Here is a 15287-nt window from a genome sequence, read left to right as displayed (position 1 = left end):
AAAAGTGCCCCGTTCAGGCCTCGCCGCGCCGCAGCCGGCCGTCCAGGAGCCGCACCGAGTCCGCCAGCAGGGTCCGCTCGTGCTCGGACAGGTCGGTGAACAGCGGGGTCAGCGCCGAGCCGATCCGGGACCTCCAGTCGTCCAGCGCCGCCTCCCCCTCGGCGGTCAGCTCGTGGAGGTTGGCGCGCCCGTCGTCGGGGTCCGGGCGGCGCTCGACGTACCCGGAGGAGAGCAGGGAATCGACGATCACCGTCATGGTGGGCTGGCGGACCCGGCAGTGGTCGGCCAGCACGCCCAGCCGCAGCGGGCCCTTCTCCCGCAGGACGCTGAGCGCACGCCAGGTCGCGGGCGAGGTGCGCTCCCCGGTCGCGTGGGCGGCGTAGCGGGCGAGGCGGTTGCTGATGTTGATCAGGCGGACCAGCAGCTCGGCGACCTCGTCGTCCTCGTGGCCCTCGTTGTTCCTCACGCGGCCAGGCTAGCCGCCGCGGCCCCCGGCCCCCGCCACGGCGGGAGGGCTGGGCCGGGCGCGCGGCGGCTGCGGCCGGCGGCTCCGTGGCCGCGTTCGCGCACGTGGCGGGACCCGCGGGCCGACCGGGACCGATGTCCGGTCCGCGGGGGTCGGGCCCCGCGCTGTCCGGAACCGGCCGCGGTCCCGGCGGCGGCCTCCGGCGAAGGGGCACGTGGTCAGCCCTCGGCGGTGAGCCCCGCGTCGTGGGCGATGAGGGCCGCCTGGACCCGGTTGCGCACCCCGAGCCGGGTGAGGACCGCGCTGACGTGGGTCTTCACGGTGTCCTCCGCCAGGTGCAGGGCGCGGCCCACCTCCGCGTTGGACATCCCCGCCCCCACCAGCGCCAGGACCTGCCGCTCCCGCGGGGTGAGGGCGCCCAGTCGCTCCTCGGCCGCCTCCGCGCGGAACTCCCTCCGGCTGCGGAAACCCGCGACGACCCGGCCGGTGACCTTCGGCGACAGGAACGCGCCGCCCTCGGCGACGGTCCGCACCCCCGTGATGAGTTCGCGCGGAGGGGCCGCCTTGAGCAGGAAGCCGTTGGCCCCTCCGTCCAGCGCCCTGGCCACGTAGTCGTCCTGGCCGAACGTCGTCAGCATGGCGATCGCGGTCGAAGGGCAGGCGCGGCGGATCGCCTCCACGGCGGTGAAGCCGTCCGCGCCGGGCATCTGGATGTCCAGCAGCGCCACGTCGGGGTGTTCGCGGCGGGCGAGCGCCACGGCCCCGTTCCCGTCGCGGGCCTGCGCGACGACGGTGATGCCGGGGTCGGAGGAGAGGATGGCGGCGATCCCCGCGCGGATGAGGGGTTCGTCGTCGGCCAGCAGGACGCGGATCACCGGCCACCGCCCCCCTGGTCCTCCGTGCCGCCTCCGGAGCCCGTCGGGACCGCGTCCTTGTCGACGAGGCGGCCCTGCGCGAAGCACAGCCGGTAGGCGTCCGACCCGGAGCCCGGCAGGGCCGTCCGGGAGCGGTAGTGGTCGCAGGTCCATCCGCTCGGCACCGGTCCCGTGGACGGCGGGTCGAGCATGGTGGACGGCGGGAGCACCGGCGCGACCGCGGACCGCGGGTCCCCGACCCGCAGCGACGCGAAGTCGGCCGGGTCCAGGACCGCGCGGCAGGAGGCCAGGGCGTAGTACCCGGCCCACACGACGACCAGGGCCGCCACCAGGGCGGCGGGGACCGCGACGGCCGCAGCCAGCGCCCTCCCGGTGCGGCTCCGGCTCCGCTCCCGCTGCCGCGCGGACTCGGGGGCGGAGGGGAGCGGCACCGGGGCGGGGACGGGGGAGTGGAGGTCCGGGCCGGAGGATGCGGGCTGGGCCGGGAGGCGTGCGGTGAGCGTGAACCCGGCGCCCGTCGACGCCGGCCCGCCGGTCCGCGTCGGCCCGGAGTCGAGGGTTCCGCCGGCGGCGCGCACCCGCGCGCGCAGCGCGGCGAGGCCGGACCCGCCGGAGGCCAGGACGGGCACCTCGGTCGCGGGGCCGTTGGCCACGGAGACCGTGTAGCCCTCAGCGGGGCCCGGAGCCGGTTCGTCGGTGGCGGCGTCGGCGGCCCCGGGGGCGTCGGCGCCGGACGTCTGCGTCCCGAGCCGGTCCACCCGCACGGCCACCGGTGCGCCCGGCGCGTGCTTGGCGCTGTTGGTCAGCCCCTCCCGCACCACGGCGTACACCAGGGCGCGCACCTCGGCGGGCATCCCCTCCCACAGCCGCCCACCGGCCAGGCCGACCTCCAGGGAGGCGTTCCGGGCGTGCCCGACGAGACCGGCCAGATCGCCGTCGCCGGTCCCGGGCTCGGTAGGCTCCGCGTCCCCGGACTGGAGGAGCCCGATGATCTCCTGCAGGCGCTCGACCGCACCGATCGCCCCCGCGCCGAGTTCGGCCACCCCGCGCCGGTAGTCCTCCGCGCCCAGCCCGGGCGCGACCTCCAGGGCTCCGGCGCGCACGGCGATCAGGCTGAGCTCGTGGCCCAGGGAGTCGTGCATCCGCGCCGCGATCCGCTCGCGCTCCCGGACGCGTTCGCGCTCGGCCGCCACCGACCGCTCCCGTTCGAGGAGTTCGGCGCGCCGCCAGCCGAGCCCGGCGGAGTCCGAGCGCACCCGCAGGTACCGGCCCACCAGCCACGGCAGCACCACGCACACGACCGCGAGCACGCCCCTGGCCAGGGCGGAGGTCGCGTCCTGACCCAGGGCGAGGACGGCGGCCGGCTGGATCAGGAACGCGACCGCCACGCCCCCGGCGGACACCCGCCCCCGTAGGTTCCAGCCCGCTGCCAGGGCCGGCGCGGCCAGGGCGACGCCGCTCCCGGCCAGGGCCGTGGCGGCGGTGAGCGGCACGAGGCAGCTCAGACCCGAGGCCAGGACGACGGCGGACAGGAGGGCTCCCCGGGCCGCGCGGCCCTTCGCGCCACCGCCCGCACAGCCCCCGTGACCAGGGTCCTGCGTCCTGGGTCCCGCCGTCTTTCGCACAGCGGTCAGGCTACAGAACGGCCGGCGGGCACGGCCTCACCCGAAAGTGCCGGTTCCGGGGAGGCCGGCGCCACGTCGGGGGCGGGGCCGCCCCTGCGTTCGGACACGTTCGGGTGAGGTGTGCGGGGCCGCACGGGGCCTAACGTCCCACTGGTCCGCGACGGGCGGGCGCACCACGGCCTCGGGAGAGCACGATGAAGGACACCGGCGGCACCACCGCGAACCAGGACGCGGGAGGCCGCGACCCGGCCGCACCGGCGGGACCGCACGACCGGGGACCCGGCCCGAGGCGGACGTCCCGCGCGGGAGCGGTCCTCGCCCTGGCCACCGCCGCCGCCCTCGCCCTGGGCGGGCCCGCGGCCGCAGCCCCGGTGGACGGCGTCCCCGAGGGGGCGGTCGCGGCGCAGAACCCGGTGCTGGGATCCGGTCCCGCTCCGGGCGGGAGCGCGGACGGCGGCCCGGAGGACCCGACCGGCGGGCCGGACCCGGCCGCGGAGGCCGACGACCGGGACACCGGCCCCGGCGATGACGAGACCGGCGGCGTGGACGCGGCGGAGCTGGACGCCTTCATCGCCGCCCACCTCGAACGCGTCGGCCTGCCGGGGGCGACCGTCGCGGTCACGCGCGGGGACCGGGTCGTGCACACGGGCGGCTACGGGCACGACGGGAACGGCGAGCCCCTGCGCGCGGACTCGCCCATGCGCATCGCCTCCCTCAGCAAGTCGATGACCGCCCTCGCCGTCATGCAGCTGGTGGAGGACGGCGCCGTCGGCCTGGACGACCCGGTCCGCGACCACCTGCCCGAGTTCACCACCGCCGACCCGCGCAGCGACCTGATCACCGTCCGCCGGCTCCTCGACCAGAGCTCGGGCATGTCCGACCGGGGACACCCCGACGTCGCCGGATCCCCGCAGCCCGCCACCCTCACCGAGGCGGTGGCCCGCCTGCGCGACGCCGAGCTCACGTCGGCGCCGGGGGAGCGGTGGCAGTACCACAACCCCAACTACCAGGTGGCGGCCCGCCTGGTGGAGGTCGTGGCCGGGGAGCCCTTCGCCGAGTACCTGGAACGGCACGTGTTCGCCCCGGCGGGCATGGCCGACACCCGGTCCTCCGGCCCGGACGCCCCCGGCCCGGGGGCGCCCGGCGGCGCGCGCCCCGAACCCGCGCCGGGGCACATCCGCGCCTTCGGTGCCAACGTCCCCGTCGCCGAACCGCCCGCGTTCGGGACCGGATCCGGGGACGTCGTCTCGACCGCGGAGGACATGGCCAGTTGGCTGATCCTCCAGACCGGCGGCGGGAGGGCGCCCGGTGGCGAACGGCTGCTCTCCGCCGCAGCGGTGGAGCTGACGCACACCCCGTCCGCGCCCGGAGGCCGGTACGGCCTCGGATGGATGCGGCGCGGACCGGCCGACGGCGCCTCCGGCACACAGGTCTGGCACGGCGGGGTGGTGTCCACGTACAGCTCCTACCAGGTGCTCGTCCCCGGAACCGGATACGGCGTCGTGGCGCTGTTCAACAGCGGGATCACCCTCACCGAGAACGACACGTGGGGCCTGGTCGAGGGGGTCCTCGACCTGACCGAGGGCAGGACACCGGCGGGGGCGGGCTCGTCCCTGTGGAAGGTCGACGCCGCCTTCGGGGCTGCCACGCTGACCGTGGCGGGGCTGGGCGTGCTCGGGGTGCGCCGGGCCGGGGCCTGGGCCGGGAGGCGGGCGGTCCTGCCCCGCTGGCGGACCGCGCTGCGGCTGCTGCCCTACGCCCTGCCTCCCCTCCTGCTCCCCCTGGTCAACCCGGTCATCACCTGGGTGATGGGCGGGCGGGAGGGCACCTGGCTCCAGCGGTTCTACGGGATCCCGGCCGAACTGACCTTCGTCGCCGCCACCGCCCTGGTGTGCCTGGCGGTCCTCGCCGCCCGGACCGTGAAGCTCGTCCGCGCCGCCGGAGGACCTGCGGGAGCGGTCGGCGCCGCCGCCGTCCCGGCCCCGTCCGGCCCGGCCGACGGCGCCGGGAGGACCGGATGGTAGAACTACCGCGTACGCGGGGTGAGCCGGGCGGTCGACGGGGCCGGACGGGCCCCGCACCGACAGACCCGGGAGGGCACCCGTGAGTGACGACCTGTCCGTGAGCGTGGACGGTCACGTCGGCGTCCTGGAGTTCCGGCGCCCGCCCAACAACCACTTCGACCTGGCGCTCCTGCGCGACCTCGCGGACGCCGCCGCCGAACTGGAGGGCGCGCGCGGGTGCCGCGCCATCGTCCTGTGCTCCGAGGGCCGGCACTTCTGCGCCGGGGTGGACTTCGGCGGCGAGGGGGTCGGGCCCGACCCGGCCTCCACCCTGAAGGCCGTCTACGCGGAGGGGCTGCGGCTGTTCTCCCTCGCCGTGCCCGTGGTCGCGGCGGTGCAGGGCGCGGCGGTCGGGGGCGGCCTCGGCGTGGCGTGCGCCGCCGACTTCCGCGTCGCCGCGCCCTCGACCAGGTTCCACGCCAACTTCGGGGCGCTCGGCATCCACCAGGGCTTCGGCCTCAGCGCCTCCCTGCCCCGGATCATCGGCGCGCAGGGCGCCGCCGAGATGCTGTACACCGCCCGGCGGGTCGGCGGCGAGAGGGCCCTCGCCCTCGGCCTCGCCGACCGGTTGGTCGAGGACGGTGCGGTGCGCGGGGCCGCCGTGGCCTTCGCGCACGAGATCGCCGCCGGGGCGCCGCTGGCCGTGCGGTCGATGCGGGAGACCCTGCGCGCGGGGTACACGGACGAGGTCCGCGCGGCCATGGAGCGCGAGATCGCCGAGCAGACGCGGCTGCTCGCGACGGGGGACAGCGAGGCCGGCATCGCGGCCTCGCTGGCGCGGACCGCGCCCGTGTTCACGGGGCGTTAGCGCCGCGCCGGACGGCGGGACGGCTACCCTGGCGTGCCATGCGCCTGCTCATCATCTCCGACACCCACCTGCCCAAGCGCGCCCGCGACCTGCCCCGGCAGGTGTGGGCGCAGGTCGAGCGCGCCGACGCGGTCGTCCACGCGGGGGACTGGTGCGTCCCCGAGGCGCTCGACGCACTGGAGGCGCGTGCCGCGCGGGTGGTGGGCGTCCACGGCAACAACGACGGCCCCGAACTGCGCGCACGCCTGCCCGAGGTGGCGAGGGCGACCCTGGGCGGCGTCCGGTTCGCGGTCGTCCACGAGACGGGGCAGGCGGCGGGCCGGGAGAAGCGGTGCGCCGAGCGCTTCCCCGACACCGACGTCCTCGTCTTCGGCCACTCGCACATCCCGTGGGACACGCGCGCGGAGACCGGGCTGCGGCTGCTCAACCCGGGCTCTCCCACGGACCGCCGGCGCCAGCCGCACCACACCTACATGACGGCGGAGGCGGCCGACGGGGTCCTCTCCGAGGTCCGGCTGCACCGGGTCGACCCCGCCTGAGCGGGGCCGGCCCGGCGTGGCCGGCGCCCGGTCCGCGGTCACGGGGTGATCCGCCCGGCGATGGCGGGGCCCTCCCGCGCGATCCAGGCCTCGGCGCGGGGCATGCGGTCCCTGACGCCCTCCTCCCACATGCGGCGGAAGACCGGGTCGCTCGCGGCGGCGGCCCGGGCCCTCCGGTGGAAGCGGTGGATCATCCGTGTCGCCAGGGGCACCAGTTCCGCGCGCTGGCGCCCGGACGCCCCGTAGGCGTCGACGAAGACGGCGACCCGGCGGGCCGGGTCGAGGCCGGCGAAGGCGGGGGCCCGGTCCCGGGGGTCGAGCAGCGGCACCCACCAGTAGAGGGCGTTGGCGATCTCGTAGAGGCGGGTGGTGGGCCGGGCGAGGTCGAAGTCGATGAGGGCGGCGGGCAGGCCCTCGCGGAAGACGACGTTGCCGGGGCAGTAGTCGCGGTGGCCGACCAGTTCGGGTTCCCCCTCCACCGGGGCGTCGTCGACGGCGGCGGTTCCGGGGATGCCGCCCCAGACCGCGTCCGCCGGCGGAACCCAGCCGTCGGCGGCCCCGTGCAGCCGCCGGATCAGCTGCGCCAGCGCGACCAGGACGTCCTCGCCCGCGGCGGCGGCGGGCAGCGGTTCCCGTGGGACGTCGCCGGGGACGTAGGTCAGCACCTCGCGGCCCTGCCCGTCGACGCCGAGCGGCACCGGCGCGGCGGTGAAACCGGCCCGGTGCAGGTGGGCGAGGTAGGCCTGGACCGTGGCGGTGAACGGCCGGACCGGGCGCCGGACCGTGTCGCCCACGCGCACGATGCCGGGGGTGACGCCGTCGCCGACCAGGGGCTCGGCGGGTCGGCCGTCGTGCTCGTCGCGGAACCGGTCGGTCATGGGGCGCCTCCGTTGGTCCGGTGGGAACGCGGGACCGCTCGCCTGCCGCCGGGGCGCAGGGAGCGGGGAAACCGCTCCGATGCTCCCCGAGCCCCCGGCCCCTGTCCAGCCGGACACCGGGGAGTGGCCGGGAGGAGGACACGGTGCTCGGCGCGGGCCCTCCGCCACGGCGTCGGACGGACTCCGGCCGCCCGACCGGTCCTCGCCGTGCGGGCGGGGACCGGACGGGCCGCTCGTACGGCCGGGGCGCCGGGGTCAGGGCCGGGTGGCGCGCAGCATGCGCAGCTGGCCGATCTCGGCGGCGTTCTTCATCAGCTCGGCGTTGACCCACGCGACCGTGTGGGCGACGGTCAGGCCGGAGCCGGGCGGCCACGGGAAGGGAGCGGGCGCGTCGAGGTCCTCGGCCCCCAGCCCGTCCAGCGCCTCCAGCCACTCCGTGCGCAGGCCGCGCAGCCACGCGACGGCCTCGTCGGCGCCGGGCCAGACCACGTCCTCCCGGTCCCGCGGGGTGCGCCCCCGCAGGTGGTCGAGGGTCACCGCCCACCACCAGCCGATGTGCCAGGTGACCCAGGCGACGGTCGGGACGGGCACGGGGTCGGGCTCGGTGTCCGCCCAGTCCGGGGTCCACACCCCGTCCTCCCCACGGCGGACGGTCCAGCAGAGGGGGCCGGGTTCCCAGAGGAAGTCGCCGGGCTCCAGGCGCTCCAGGTGGTACTCGAACAGCGACCAGGTGAGGTCGAACTGCCAGCGCAGCAGTTCGCGGGGTGTCTCGGGCATGGGGAACACCCTGGCACAGGACGCCCTCCGGACCGAAGCGGTTTTCGGGCGGGCCGCCCCTGGACCGGGAACCCCTCCTCCGCCGGAGCGCGGACCGGTCGGGGCGGCGCAGTGGACGCACTCGGGCGCTTGCCAAGGGTTTTCGGATGTATTGACCGCATTGTCCGCCGACCTGGAATGCCAGACGGCAAGCCGGGAGTCACCGCGCGAATGCTCGGGGTAGTGGCCGGGGTAGGAACACCCCACGGGCCCGAGATCCGGAGCCCGGGCCCGCCCGCCCGGGCCACCGGACACCCCGGGGGCGCCGAGGAGGACTCCCCTCCACCCGAGGCGTCTTCGGGGCCTTCCGGCCCCGCCCCCTCCGCACCGTGGCCGCTCCCCGGGGGCGCAAGGCCGCACGGTCCCCGGCCCCTCGGAGGAGCGATCACGGGAAACCGGGGGCGGAGGATTCCCGCCCCGGTCCTCCCGGCCGGGCCGCGGGGGGACGGCCCGCAGAGCGGCGAGGGCGTCCCGTGGAGGGACCTCCCCGGGACCTGGCGGCTTGCGGTTGACGTAGCGTCAACTCCTAGCGTCGTCTGCGGGCCGGACGGACCGGCCCGACGAGGGGGGACACGATGTCCTGGCCGATCGGGGACCTGTGCCGGATGAGCGGGGTCACCTCGCGCACCCTGCGGCACTACCACCGGATCGGGCTGCTCGAACCGGAGCGGACGGGCCCAGGCGGCATCCGCCACTACGGTCGGGGCGAACTCCTGCGGCTCCAGCGCATCCTCGTGATGCGCGAGCTGGGCATGGGGCTCGCCGACATCGCCCGGGTCCTGGACGAGAGGACGGGCGAGGCGGACGCACTCCGCGCCCACCTGCGCGACCTCTTGGCCGAACGGGACCGCATCGACACCCTCGTCGACACCGTGCGCCGCACCATCGGCGCACTGGAGGAGGACGACGGCATGCACGACGTCGACAGGCCCGAGGAGCTGTTCGCCGGGTTCGACACCACCGCCTACGCCGAGCGGGCCCGCGCCGAGTGGCCCCGCGAGTGGGAGCAGGCCCGGCGGGCGTCCGAGGCGCTGACCGGGGAGGACCGCGACCGGCAGCAGGCGGAGCTCGCCGCGCGGATGAGGTGCATGGCCGACCACCTCGCCGCCGGGACCCCGCCCGCCGACCAGGCGGTGCAGGCGGAGGTGCACGCCCACTTTCTGGAGGTGAGCCGGATGTGGACGCCCGACGCGGGCGCGTTCGAGAACCTGGGCCGCGTCTACGCCGAGGAGGGCGCCTGGCGCGCGGTGTACGAGCGCGTCGCGCCGGGCCTGGCCGAGTACCAGCGCGACGCGATGGCGGTCTACGCACGCGAGCGGCTGGCCGGCCCCGGGGCCCGGCGCGAAACGGGCGGCGGGGGCCCGGGTCGAGGGGAGGCGCGCACGTGATCCCCGCGCACTGGCGCCCCCACCTGCGGCAGGAGGACGGGGAGGTGCTCGGCTACCTCGAACCCGTGGACGGGGGCGGGTACCGTCCCGTCACGCCCTTCGGCCATCCGGCGGGCCGGGCGGGGGAGGAGGGCGCCGCCCGCGCCGTCCTGGACTCCCTGGGCCTGGCCTACCTGGCGGAGCCGTGGCTGTTCACCCTCCCTGGCCGGGAGGAGCCGGTCGCCGTGCGGATCGTGGAGGTCGGCCCCGACCGCATGCGGGTGGCCAACGCCGACCACGGCTACGAGGAGGCCGACATCGGGCACGTCTTCGTCCTGGACGTGCCGGAGCCGGGGCGCCTGAGGGCCGCCCGCGGCTGAGCCGCCGCCGGGCGGGAGGACGGCGGACCCCGCCCCGCCGGTACCTTCGGGCCGTGGGCCCGACGGGACCGGACGCGGGGTCCGTCCCGGCGGGGGACGTCGGACCAGGAGCGGGAGCGGATGCGGATCACGGTGACCGAGGTGGACGGCGCGGCGACGGTCCGGTTCCGGTGCGCGGCCGGAGCGGCCACGGGCCGGTGGGCGGGCCCGGCGCCGCCCGTGCCCGGGGAGCACGATGTGGAGCTGGACGTGGCCGAGGAGGTCGTGTTCGCCCGGGCGGAGCCGGGGCGCGATCGCGTCGAGGACGCTCCGGACGGCTCCGGGGCCGTGCTGGTCGTGGGACGCGTCGAGCAGGCCGGGACGGGGGCGGACGCCGTCGTGGTCCTGCGGGTGGGCGGCGGCCTCCTCCTGCTGGAGGCGTGCGGGGCCGTGCCCTCCGCCGGGGACCGGGTCGGTTTCACCGCGGCGGAGCTCCGCCTGTACCCGACGGGGGTGTAGAGGGCCTCCGGCCGGAAGGCTGCTCGCGGACGGAGGCCCTGCGTCCGGCGTGCGCCTGCGCCACCGTCGCCGCCGCCCGGCACAGGTCCCTGTGCCCGGCGGGAGCGCCCGCCCGCGCCTCGTGCGCGGGGGCGGGCGCTCCCAGGGCCGTCGACGCCCTTCCGACGGGTCCTAGAGCACGTCGGGCGAGACGTCCAGGACGGTGCGGTCGCGGGAGGCCACCAGGTCGAACTGCGGTCCGGTCCGGGGCAGCTCGTGGCGGAAGAAGTACGCCGCGGCCGCGCGCTTGCCCTCGTAGAAGTCCCCCGCCCTGCCGTGCGCGGCCACCAGCTGCTCCAGCCACAGCCACGCCACCACCACGTGGCCCACCGCCTCCAGGTAGGGGGTGGCGTTGGCCAGCGCCACCGCGGGGTCGCCCCCGGCCCAGGCGGAGGCGGCCGTCTCCGTCGTCCGCGCCAGGGCGGCCGACAGCAGGCCGGCGTACACGGCCTCGTCCCCGCCCAGCTCCCGGGCGCGGTCGGCGGTCCGCTGCGCGGTCTCCACCAGCAGCGCCAGCCGCGCGCCGCCGTCCTGGACGGCCTTGCGGCCCAGCAGGTCCAGGGCCTGGATGCCGTGGGTGCCCTCGTGGATCGGGTTGAGCCGGTTGTCCCGGTAGTGCTGCTCCACGTCGTACTCGCGCGTGTACCCGTACCCGCCGTGCACCTGGATGGCCAGGCTGTTGGCCTCCACGCACCACTGGGAGGGCCAGCTCTTGGCGATCGGCGTGAGGACGTCCAGGAGCAGGTTCGCGCGCTCGCGCCCGGCGTCGTCGTCGGTGCTCGCCGCCTCGTCGACCAGCCGCGCGCAGTACAGCACCAGGGCGAGGGCGCCCTCCACGTAGCTCTTCTGGGCGAGCAGCATCCGCCGCACGTCGGTGTGGCCGATGATCGGCACCTGCGGCCGGGCGGGGTCCTTGTCGCCGAGCGGGCGCCCCTGGAGCCGTTCGCGCGCGTAGGCCAGCGACTTCAGGTACCCGGTGTAGCCGACGGCCGCGGCGCCGGCGCCCACGCCGATCCGTGCGCCGTTCATCATGTGGAACATGTACCGCAGGCCCTGGTGGGGTTCGCCCACCAGGTAGCCGACCGCGCCGGCCCGGCCGCCCGGCGTGTGCGCCCCCTCGCCGAAGTTGAGCAGGGCGTTGACGGTGCCCCGGTAGCCCATCTTGTGGTTGAGCCCGGCGGGGACGACGTCGTTGCGCCCACCGATCGACCCGTCCGCCTCCACCAGGTACTTGGGGACGACGAACAGGGAGATGCCCTTGACCCCGGGCGGACCGCCGGGGAGCTTGGCGAGCACCAGGTGCACGATGTTCTCGGTCAGCTCGTGGTCGCCGCCCGAGATCCACATCTTGTTGCCGAACACCCGGTAGCCGCCCTCGCCGTCCTCCTCGGCGCGGGTGGTGATGTCGGCCAGGGAGCTGCCCGCCTGCGGCTCGGACAGGCACATGGTGCCGGTGAAGCGCCCCTCCACCATGGGGAGCACCCACGTGTCGACCTGTTCGGGGCTGCCGTGCGCCAGGAGGAGGCGGGCGTTGCCGGAGGTGAGGGAGGTGTAGGCGGAGGTGCCCAGGTTGGCGGCCTGGAAGTAGGCGCCGCACGCGCTGGAGACGACCTGCGGGATCTGGGCCCCGCCCACGGAGGCGGGCATCCCGGCGGCGGCGAGGCCGGTCTCGGCGTAGACCTCCAGGGCCTTGCGCACCTCGGGGATGACGTGGACGCGCTCGCCGTCGAAGCGCGGCTCGTTGGCGTCGTTGGCCTTGTTGTGCGGGGCGAAGTGGTCGGTGGCCACGCGCTCGGCCAGCTCCAGGGCGGCGTCGAAGGTCTCGCGCGAGTGGTCGGAGTAGCGGGGGCGCGCGGTGAGGGCCTCGGTGTCGAGCCACTCGTAGAGCAGGAAGTGCAGGTCACGCGCGGACAGCAGGGTGGATGCCACGGTCGCCTCCTCGGAAATTTTGACCGACTGGTCGGTATGCTATCCGTTCCCGGGGCGTCCTCCGTGGCCGGGGTCACGGGGCGCCCGGGGTCCTCGGACGTGTTCCGCGGGCCGTTCCGGGCGCGCGGCGATCGGCGCGAGCGCCGAGTCCACCGAGAGCATCCACCGGACACGCCCTAGGCTGGTGGCCACCGAACCAGAAGGAGCACTGGCCCATGTCCGCTGCCGCCGAGCCCTCCCGCACCGTCCTGCTGCTCAACGGTCCCAACCTCAACCTGTTGGGCACCCGCGACCCCGAGCAGTACGGCACCGTCACCCTCGACGAGGTCGAGCGGCAGGTGGTCGCCCTCGGCGTCGAGCTGGGGGTGGAGGTGGTGTGCGCGCAGAGCAACAGCGAGGGCGTCATGGTGGACCGGATCCACGCCGCCCGCCACTGGGCCGGCGTGGTGCTCAACCCCGGCGCCTACGCCCACTACGGCATCGCCCTGCGCGACGCGATCGACGCGGTCGAGGTCCCCGTGGTGGAGGTGCACATCTCCAACGTCTACGCGCGCGAGGAGTTCCGGCACACGTCGGTGACCGCGCCCGTCGCGGCCGGGTACGTGGCGGGGTGCGGGGTGTTCGGCTACGAGCTCGCCCTGCGCGCGGTGCTCCGGCGCGACGCCGAGCGCCGCGCCTGAGGCTCCGCCCGGTACGCCCGGGGTGCCCGTCCCGGCAGGGGGCGGGCACCCGCCGGCGGCGTCGGCCCGCCGCCGGGGCGCCGCGCCTCAGCGGTAGGTCATCAGCGCGGGGCCGCCCTGCTCCAGGTGGGCGTGGTCGTTGAAGGACAGCACCTGGGTGCCGCCGCGCCCGTGCAGCAGCTTGCTCACCGAGCCGTTGACCACCACGCGGTTCATCGCCAGGAACCCGGCCGACGAGGCGCCCAGCAGGGTCGAGCACACCGCGGCGACCACCCCGGCCGAGGTGAACACCAGCGCGGTCTCCCCGCGCCCCAGCCCCGCGACCAGGTCGGACAGGGCTGCGTTCACCCCCTCGCGGAACCCCTCCCAGGTGCCGGGTCCGCTCCCCCCGGCGCCCATCCACGAGGTCAGGGCCGCGTCCAGGCGCTCCTGGAGCGTGCCCGTCCCCGTGAGGTGGGAGCCGAGCAGGCCGAGGTGGTCGTACTCGTCCCAGCGGGGGTCGGTGGCCGGTGCGGTGTCGATGCCCGCCTCGGCGAGGGCGGCCGCCGCCGTCTGGCGCTGGCGGCGCAGCGCCCCCGTGGCGACCGCGCCGATCCGGAGGTCGCGCCGCTTGAGCTCGGCGCCGAGCAGCCGGGCCTGCTCGTGGCCGGTGGGGCTCAGCTCGTCGTAGTCCTCGGCCTCCGGGGAGGCCTTCCCGTGGCGGATGAGATAGATCGCTGGCATGGCGCCAGGGTACGAGCGGGCCCCGGACCGCCGGCGCACCGGGGCCCTGTTGACATACCGTCCGGTCGGTTCGGGGTGGTGGCGGGCGGTGCCGACCGCGGGAGCGACCCGCGGCGGGCCCGGCGGCGCGCGGCAGCCGGTCGCCTCCGCGTTACCGTGGCCACACGCGACACGGAGGGATGACCATGGTCTTCCGGTATTCGAGCGTGGTGCCCGCACCGCGCGACGAGGTCTTCGACTGGCACGCGCGGCCGGGCGCGTTCGCCCGGCTGGCCCCGCCCTGGCAGCCGGTGCGCCTGACCGCCGAGGCGGACTCCCTCGCCGACGGCGTGGCCGTGCTCTCGTTCCCCGGCGGCCTGCGCTGGGAGGCCCGCCACCTTCCGGAGCGGCACGACCCGCCCCGCAGGTTCGCGGACCGGCTGGTGTCCCAGCCGCTGGCGGCGCTGCTGCCCTGGACGCACGCCCACGACTTCGTCGCGGAGACCGGGGAGAGCACCCGCGTCGTCGACCGGGTCGCCACCTCCGTCCCCGAGGCGCTGCTGCGGCCCATGTTCGCCTACCGCCACGCCCAGCTCGCCGACGACCTGGCGGCCGGGGCCCGGGCGCGGGCCTGGCACGACCGTCCGGTGACCGTGGCGGTCACCGGATCGGGCGGGCTGGTGGGGCGCTCCCTGTGTTCGCTGCTCACCACGGGCGGGCACCGGGTGGTCCGGCTGGTGCGCGGGGACCCCGCCCACGCGGGCGAACGGCGCTGGGACCCCCGGGAACCGGCCGCCGACCTGCTCGAAGGCGTCGACGCCCTGGTGCACCTGGCGGGGGAGCCGCTGTTCGGGCGGTTCACGGAGCAGCACAAGGAGGCCCTGCGGGACAGCCGTGTCGGCCCCACGCGCGCCCTCGCCCGCCTGGTGGCCCGCAGCGGGACGCGCGTGTTCGTGACCGCCTCGGCGATCGGCTACTACGGGCCGGACCGGGGGGACGAGGTCCTCACGGAGGACAGTCCGCGCGGGACGGGGTTCCTGGCCGACCTGGTCGCGGACTGGGAGGAGGCCGCCGAACCCGCGGCCGGGGGCGGCGCCCGGTGCGTGCAGGTGCGTACGGGCATCGTGCAGAGCCCCGCCGGGGGAGTGCTGGGGCTGCAGTACCCGCTGTTCGCGGCGGGGCTGGGCGGCCGGATCGGCGACGGCCGGCAGTGGATGTCGTGGATCGGCGTGGACGACCTCGCGGACCTCTACGTGCGCGCCGTCCTGGACGGGGCGCTGACGGGCCCCGTCAACGGGGTGGCGCCGAACCCGGTGCGCGGCGCCGAGCACGCCGACGTGCTCGCCGGCACCCTGCGCCGTCCCGCGGCGCTGCCGGTGCCGGGCTGGGGGCCGGCCCTCCTGCTGGGACGGGAGGGCGCGGACGAGGTGGCGCTGGCGGACCAGAGGGTGGCCCCGGCCCGCCTGGAGGCGGCGGGGCACCGTTTCCGGTACCCGCGACTGGAGGGGGCGCTCGCCCACCTCTTCGGCCGGGAGCGCCCCGTGTGAGGCGGCGGCGCGGCCGTCCCCCCGGCGGGCGCCCGCCGGGGGCGGGGGGGGGGGCGGGGGGCGCCCCCCCCCCCC

Annotated in this window: 15 protein-coding genes; 8 read left to right on the top strand and 7 right to left on the bottom strand. The window is 76.8% G+C overall.

Annotated features, from left to right (window positions below; all coding sequences use genetic code 11):
* Window positions 1–13 precede the first annotated feature (13 nt).
* From ACWGL3_RS14095 to ACWGL3_RS14085, 3 genes are all read right to left on the bottom strand, one after another.
* Window positions 14–466 (bottom strand): MarR family winged helix-turn-helix transcriptional regulator, encoded by a 453-nt coding sequence (locus ACWGL3_RS14095; RefSeq protein WP_452461360.1) that lies wholly within the window; start codon window positions 464–466, stop codon window positions 14–16.
* A gap of 218 nt (window positions 467–684) precedes the next feature.
* The gene (locus tag ACWGL3_RS14090; RefSeq protein ID WP_452461359.1) at window positions 685–1341 is read right to left on the bottom strand and encodes a response regulator; all 657 of its coding nucleotides are present in this window, start codon (window positions 1339–1341) and stop codon (window positions 685–687) included.
* Window positions 1338–2966: a sensor histidine kinase gene (locus ACWGL3_RS14085; RefSeq protein WP_452461358.1), complete on the bottom strand. Its 1629-nt coding sequence runs from the start codon at window positions 2964–2966 to the stop codon at window positions 1338–1340. The genes ACWGL3_RS14090 and ACWGL3_RS14085 overlap by 4 nt, the downstream gene beginning before the upstream one ends.
* A gap of 194 nt (window positions 2967–3160) precedes the next feature.
* Here ACWGL3_RS14085 and ACWGL3_RS14080 point away from each other — a divergent pair, with 194 nt between their 5' ends.
* From ACWGL3_RS14080 to ACWGL3_RS14070, 3 genes are all read left to right on the top strand, one after another.
* Window positions 3161–4990 (top strand): serine hydrolase domain-containing protein, encoded by a 1830-nt coding sequence (locus ACWGL3_RS14080; RefSeq protein ID WP_452461357.1) that lies wholly within the window; start codon window positions 3161–3163, stop codon window positions 4988–4990.
* Window positions 4991–5069: 79 nt separating this feature from the next.
* Window positions 5070–5837 carry an enoyl-CoA hydratase/isomerase family protein gene (locus tag ACWGL3_RS14075; protein WP_267949525.1) on the top strand — a complete coding sequence of 256 codons (768 nt, stop codon included), beginning with the start codon at window positions 5070–5072 and terminating at the stop codon, window positions 5835–5837.
* 38 nt (window positions 5838–5875) lie between these two features.
* Window positions 5876–6376, top strand: coding sequence for a metallophosphoesterase family protein (locus ACWGL3_RS14070; RefSeq protein ID WP_267949526.1), 501 nt, complete (start codon window positions 5876–5878; stop codon window positions 6374–6376).
* Window positions 6377–6414: 38 nt separating this feature from the next.
* Here ACWGL3_RS14070 and ACWGL3_RS14065 read toward each other — a convergent pair whose 3' ends face one another.
* Entirely contained in the window at window positions 6415–7254 is an 840-nt protein-coding gene (locus ACWGL3_RS14065) for a phosphotransferase enzyme family protein (protein ID WP_452461356.1), read from the bottom strand.
* 255 nt (window positions 7255–7509) lie between these two features.
* A complete protein-coding gene (locus ACWGL3_RS14060; RefSeq protein WP_452461355.1) occupies window positions 7510–8031 on the bottom strand; it encodes a DinB family protein in 522 nt (173 codons plus the stop codon).
* A 614-nt stretch (window positions 8032–8645) separates the two neighbouring features.
* On the opposite strand from ACWGL3_RS14060, the gene ACWGL3_RS14055 reads away from it, so the two are divergent.
* The 3 genes from ACWGL3_RS14055 to ACWGL3_RS14045 all read left to right on the top strand — a co-directional run bounded on the left by ACWGL3_RS14055 (window position 8646) and on the right by ACWGL3_RS14045 (window position 10315).
* Window positions 8646–9458: a MerR family transcriptional regulator gene (locus ACWGL3_RS14055; RefSeq protein WP_452461354.1), complete on the top strand. Its 813-nt coding sequence runs from the start codon at window positions 8646–8648 to the stop codon at window positions 9456–9458.
* Complete coding sequence (locus ACWGL3_RS14050) at window positions 9455–9817, top strand: hypothetical protein (RefSeq protein WP_452461353.1); 363 nt, start codon at window positions 9455–9457, stop codon at window positions 9815–9817. The genes ACWGL3_RS14055 and ACWGL3_RS14050 overlap by 4 nt, the downstream gene beginning before the upstream one ends.
* Before the next feature lie 120 nt (window positions 9818–9937).
* The gene (locus ACWGL3_RS14045) at window positions 9938–10315 is read left to right on the top strand and encodes a hypothetical protein (protein WP_452461352.1); all 378 of its coding nucleotides are present in this window, start codon (window positions 9938–9940) and stop codon (window positions 10313–10315) included.
* 171 nt (window positions 10316–10486) lie between these two features.
* Here ACWGL3_RS14045 and ACWGL3_RS14040 read toward each other — a convergent pair whose 3' ends face one another.
* A complete protein-coding gene (locus ACWGL3_RS14040) occupies window positions 10487–12283 on the bottom strand; it encodes an acyl-CoA dehydrogenase (RefSeq protein ID WP_452461351.1) in 1797 nt (598 codons plus the stop codon).
* Window positions 12284–12498: 215 nt separating this feature from the next.
* On the opposite strand from ACWGL3_RS14040, the gene aroQ reads away from it, so the two are divergent.
* A complete protein-coding gene (gene aroQ, locus ACWGL3_RS14035; RefSeq protein ID WP_452461350.1) occupies window positions 12499–12963 on the top strand; it encodes a type II 3-dehydroquinate dehydratase in 465 nt (154 codons plus the stop codon).
* 87 nt (window positions 12964–13050) lie between these two features.
* On the opposite strand, the gene ACWGL3_RS14030 is transcribed toward aroQ, so the two are convergent.
* A complete protein-coding gene (locus ACWGL3_RS14030) occupies window positions 13051–13686 on the bottom strand; it encodes a histidine phosphatase family protein (RefSeq protein WP_267949534.1) in 636 nt (211 codons plus the stop codon).
* Window positions 13687–13871: 185 nt separating this feature from the next.
* Here ACWGL3_RS14030 and ACWGL3_RS14025 point away from each other — a divergent pair, with 185 nt between their 5' ends.
* Window positions 13872–15212, top strand: a complete 1341-nt coding sequence (locus tag ACWGL3_RS14025; RefSeq protein ID WP_452461349.1) for a TIGR01777 family oxidoreductase — start codon at window positions 13872–13874, stop codon at window positions 15210–15212.
* The last annotated feature ends 75 nt before the right edge of the window (window positions 15213–15287 follow it).

The sequence above is a fragment of the Nocardiopsis sp. NPDC055824 genome (genome assembly GCF_053616335.1).
Note: the sequence above shows the minus strand (reverse complement) of the source record. Positions and strands in the feature narration are given on the sequence as shown.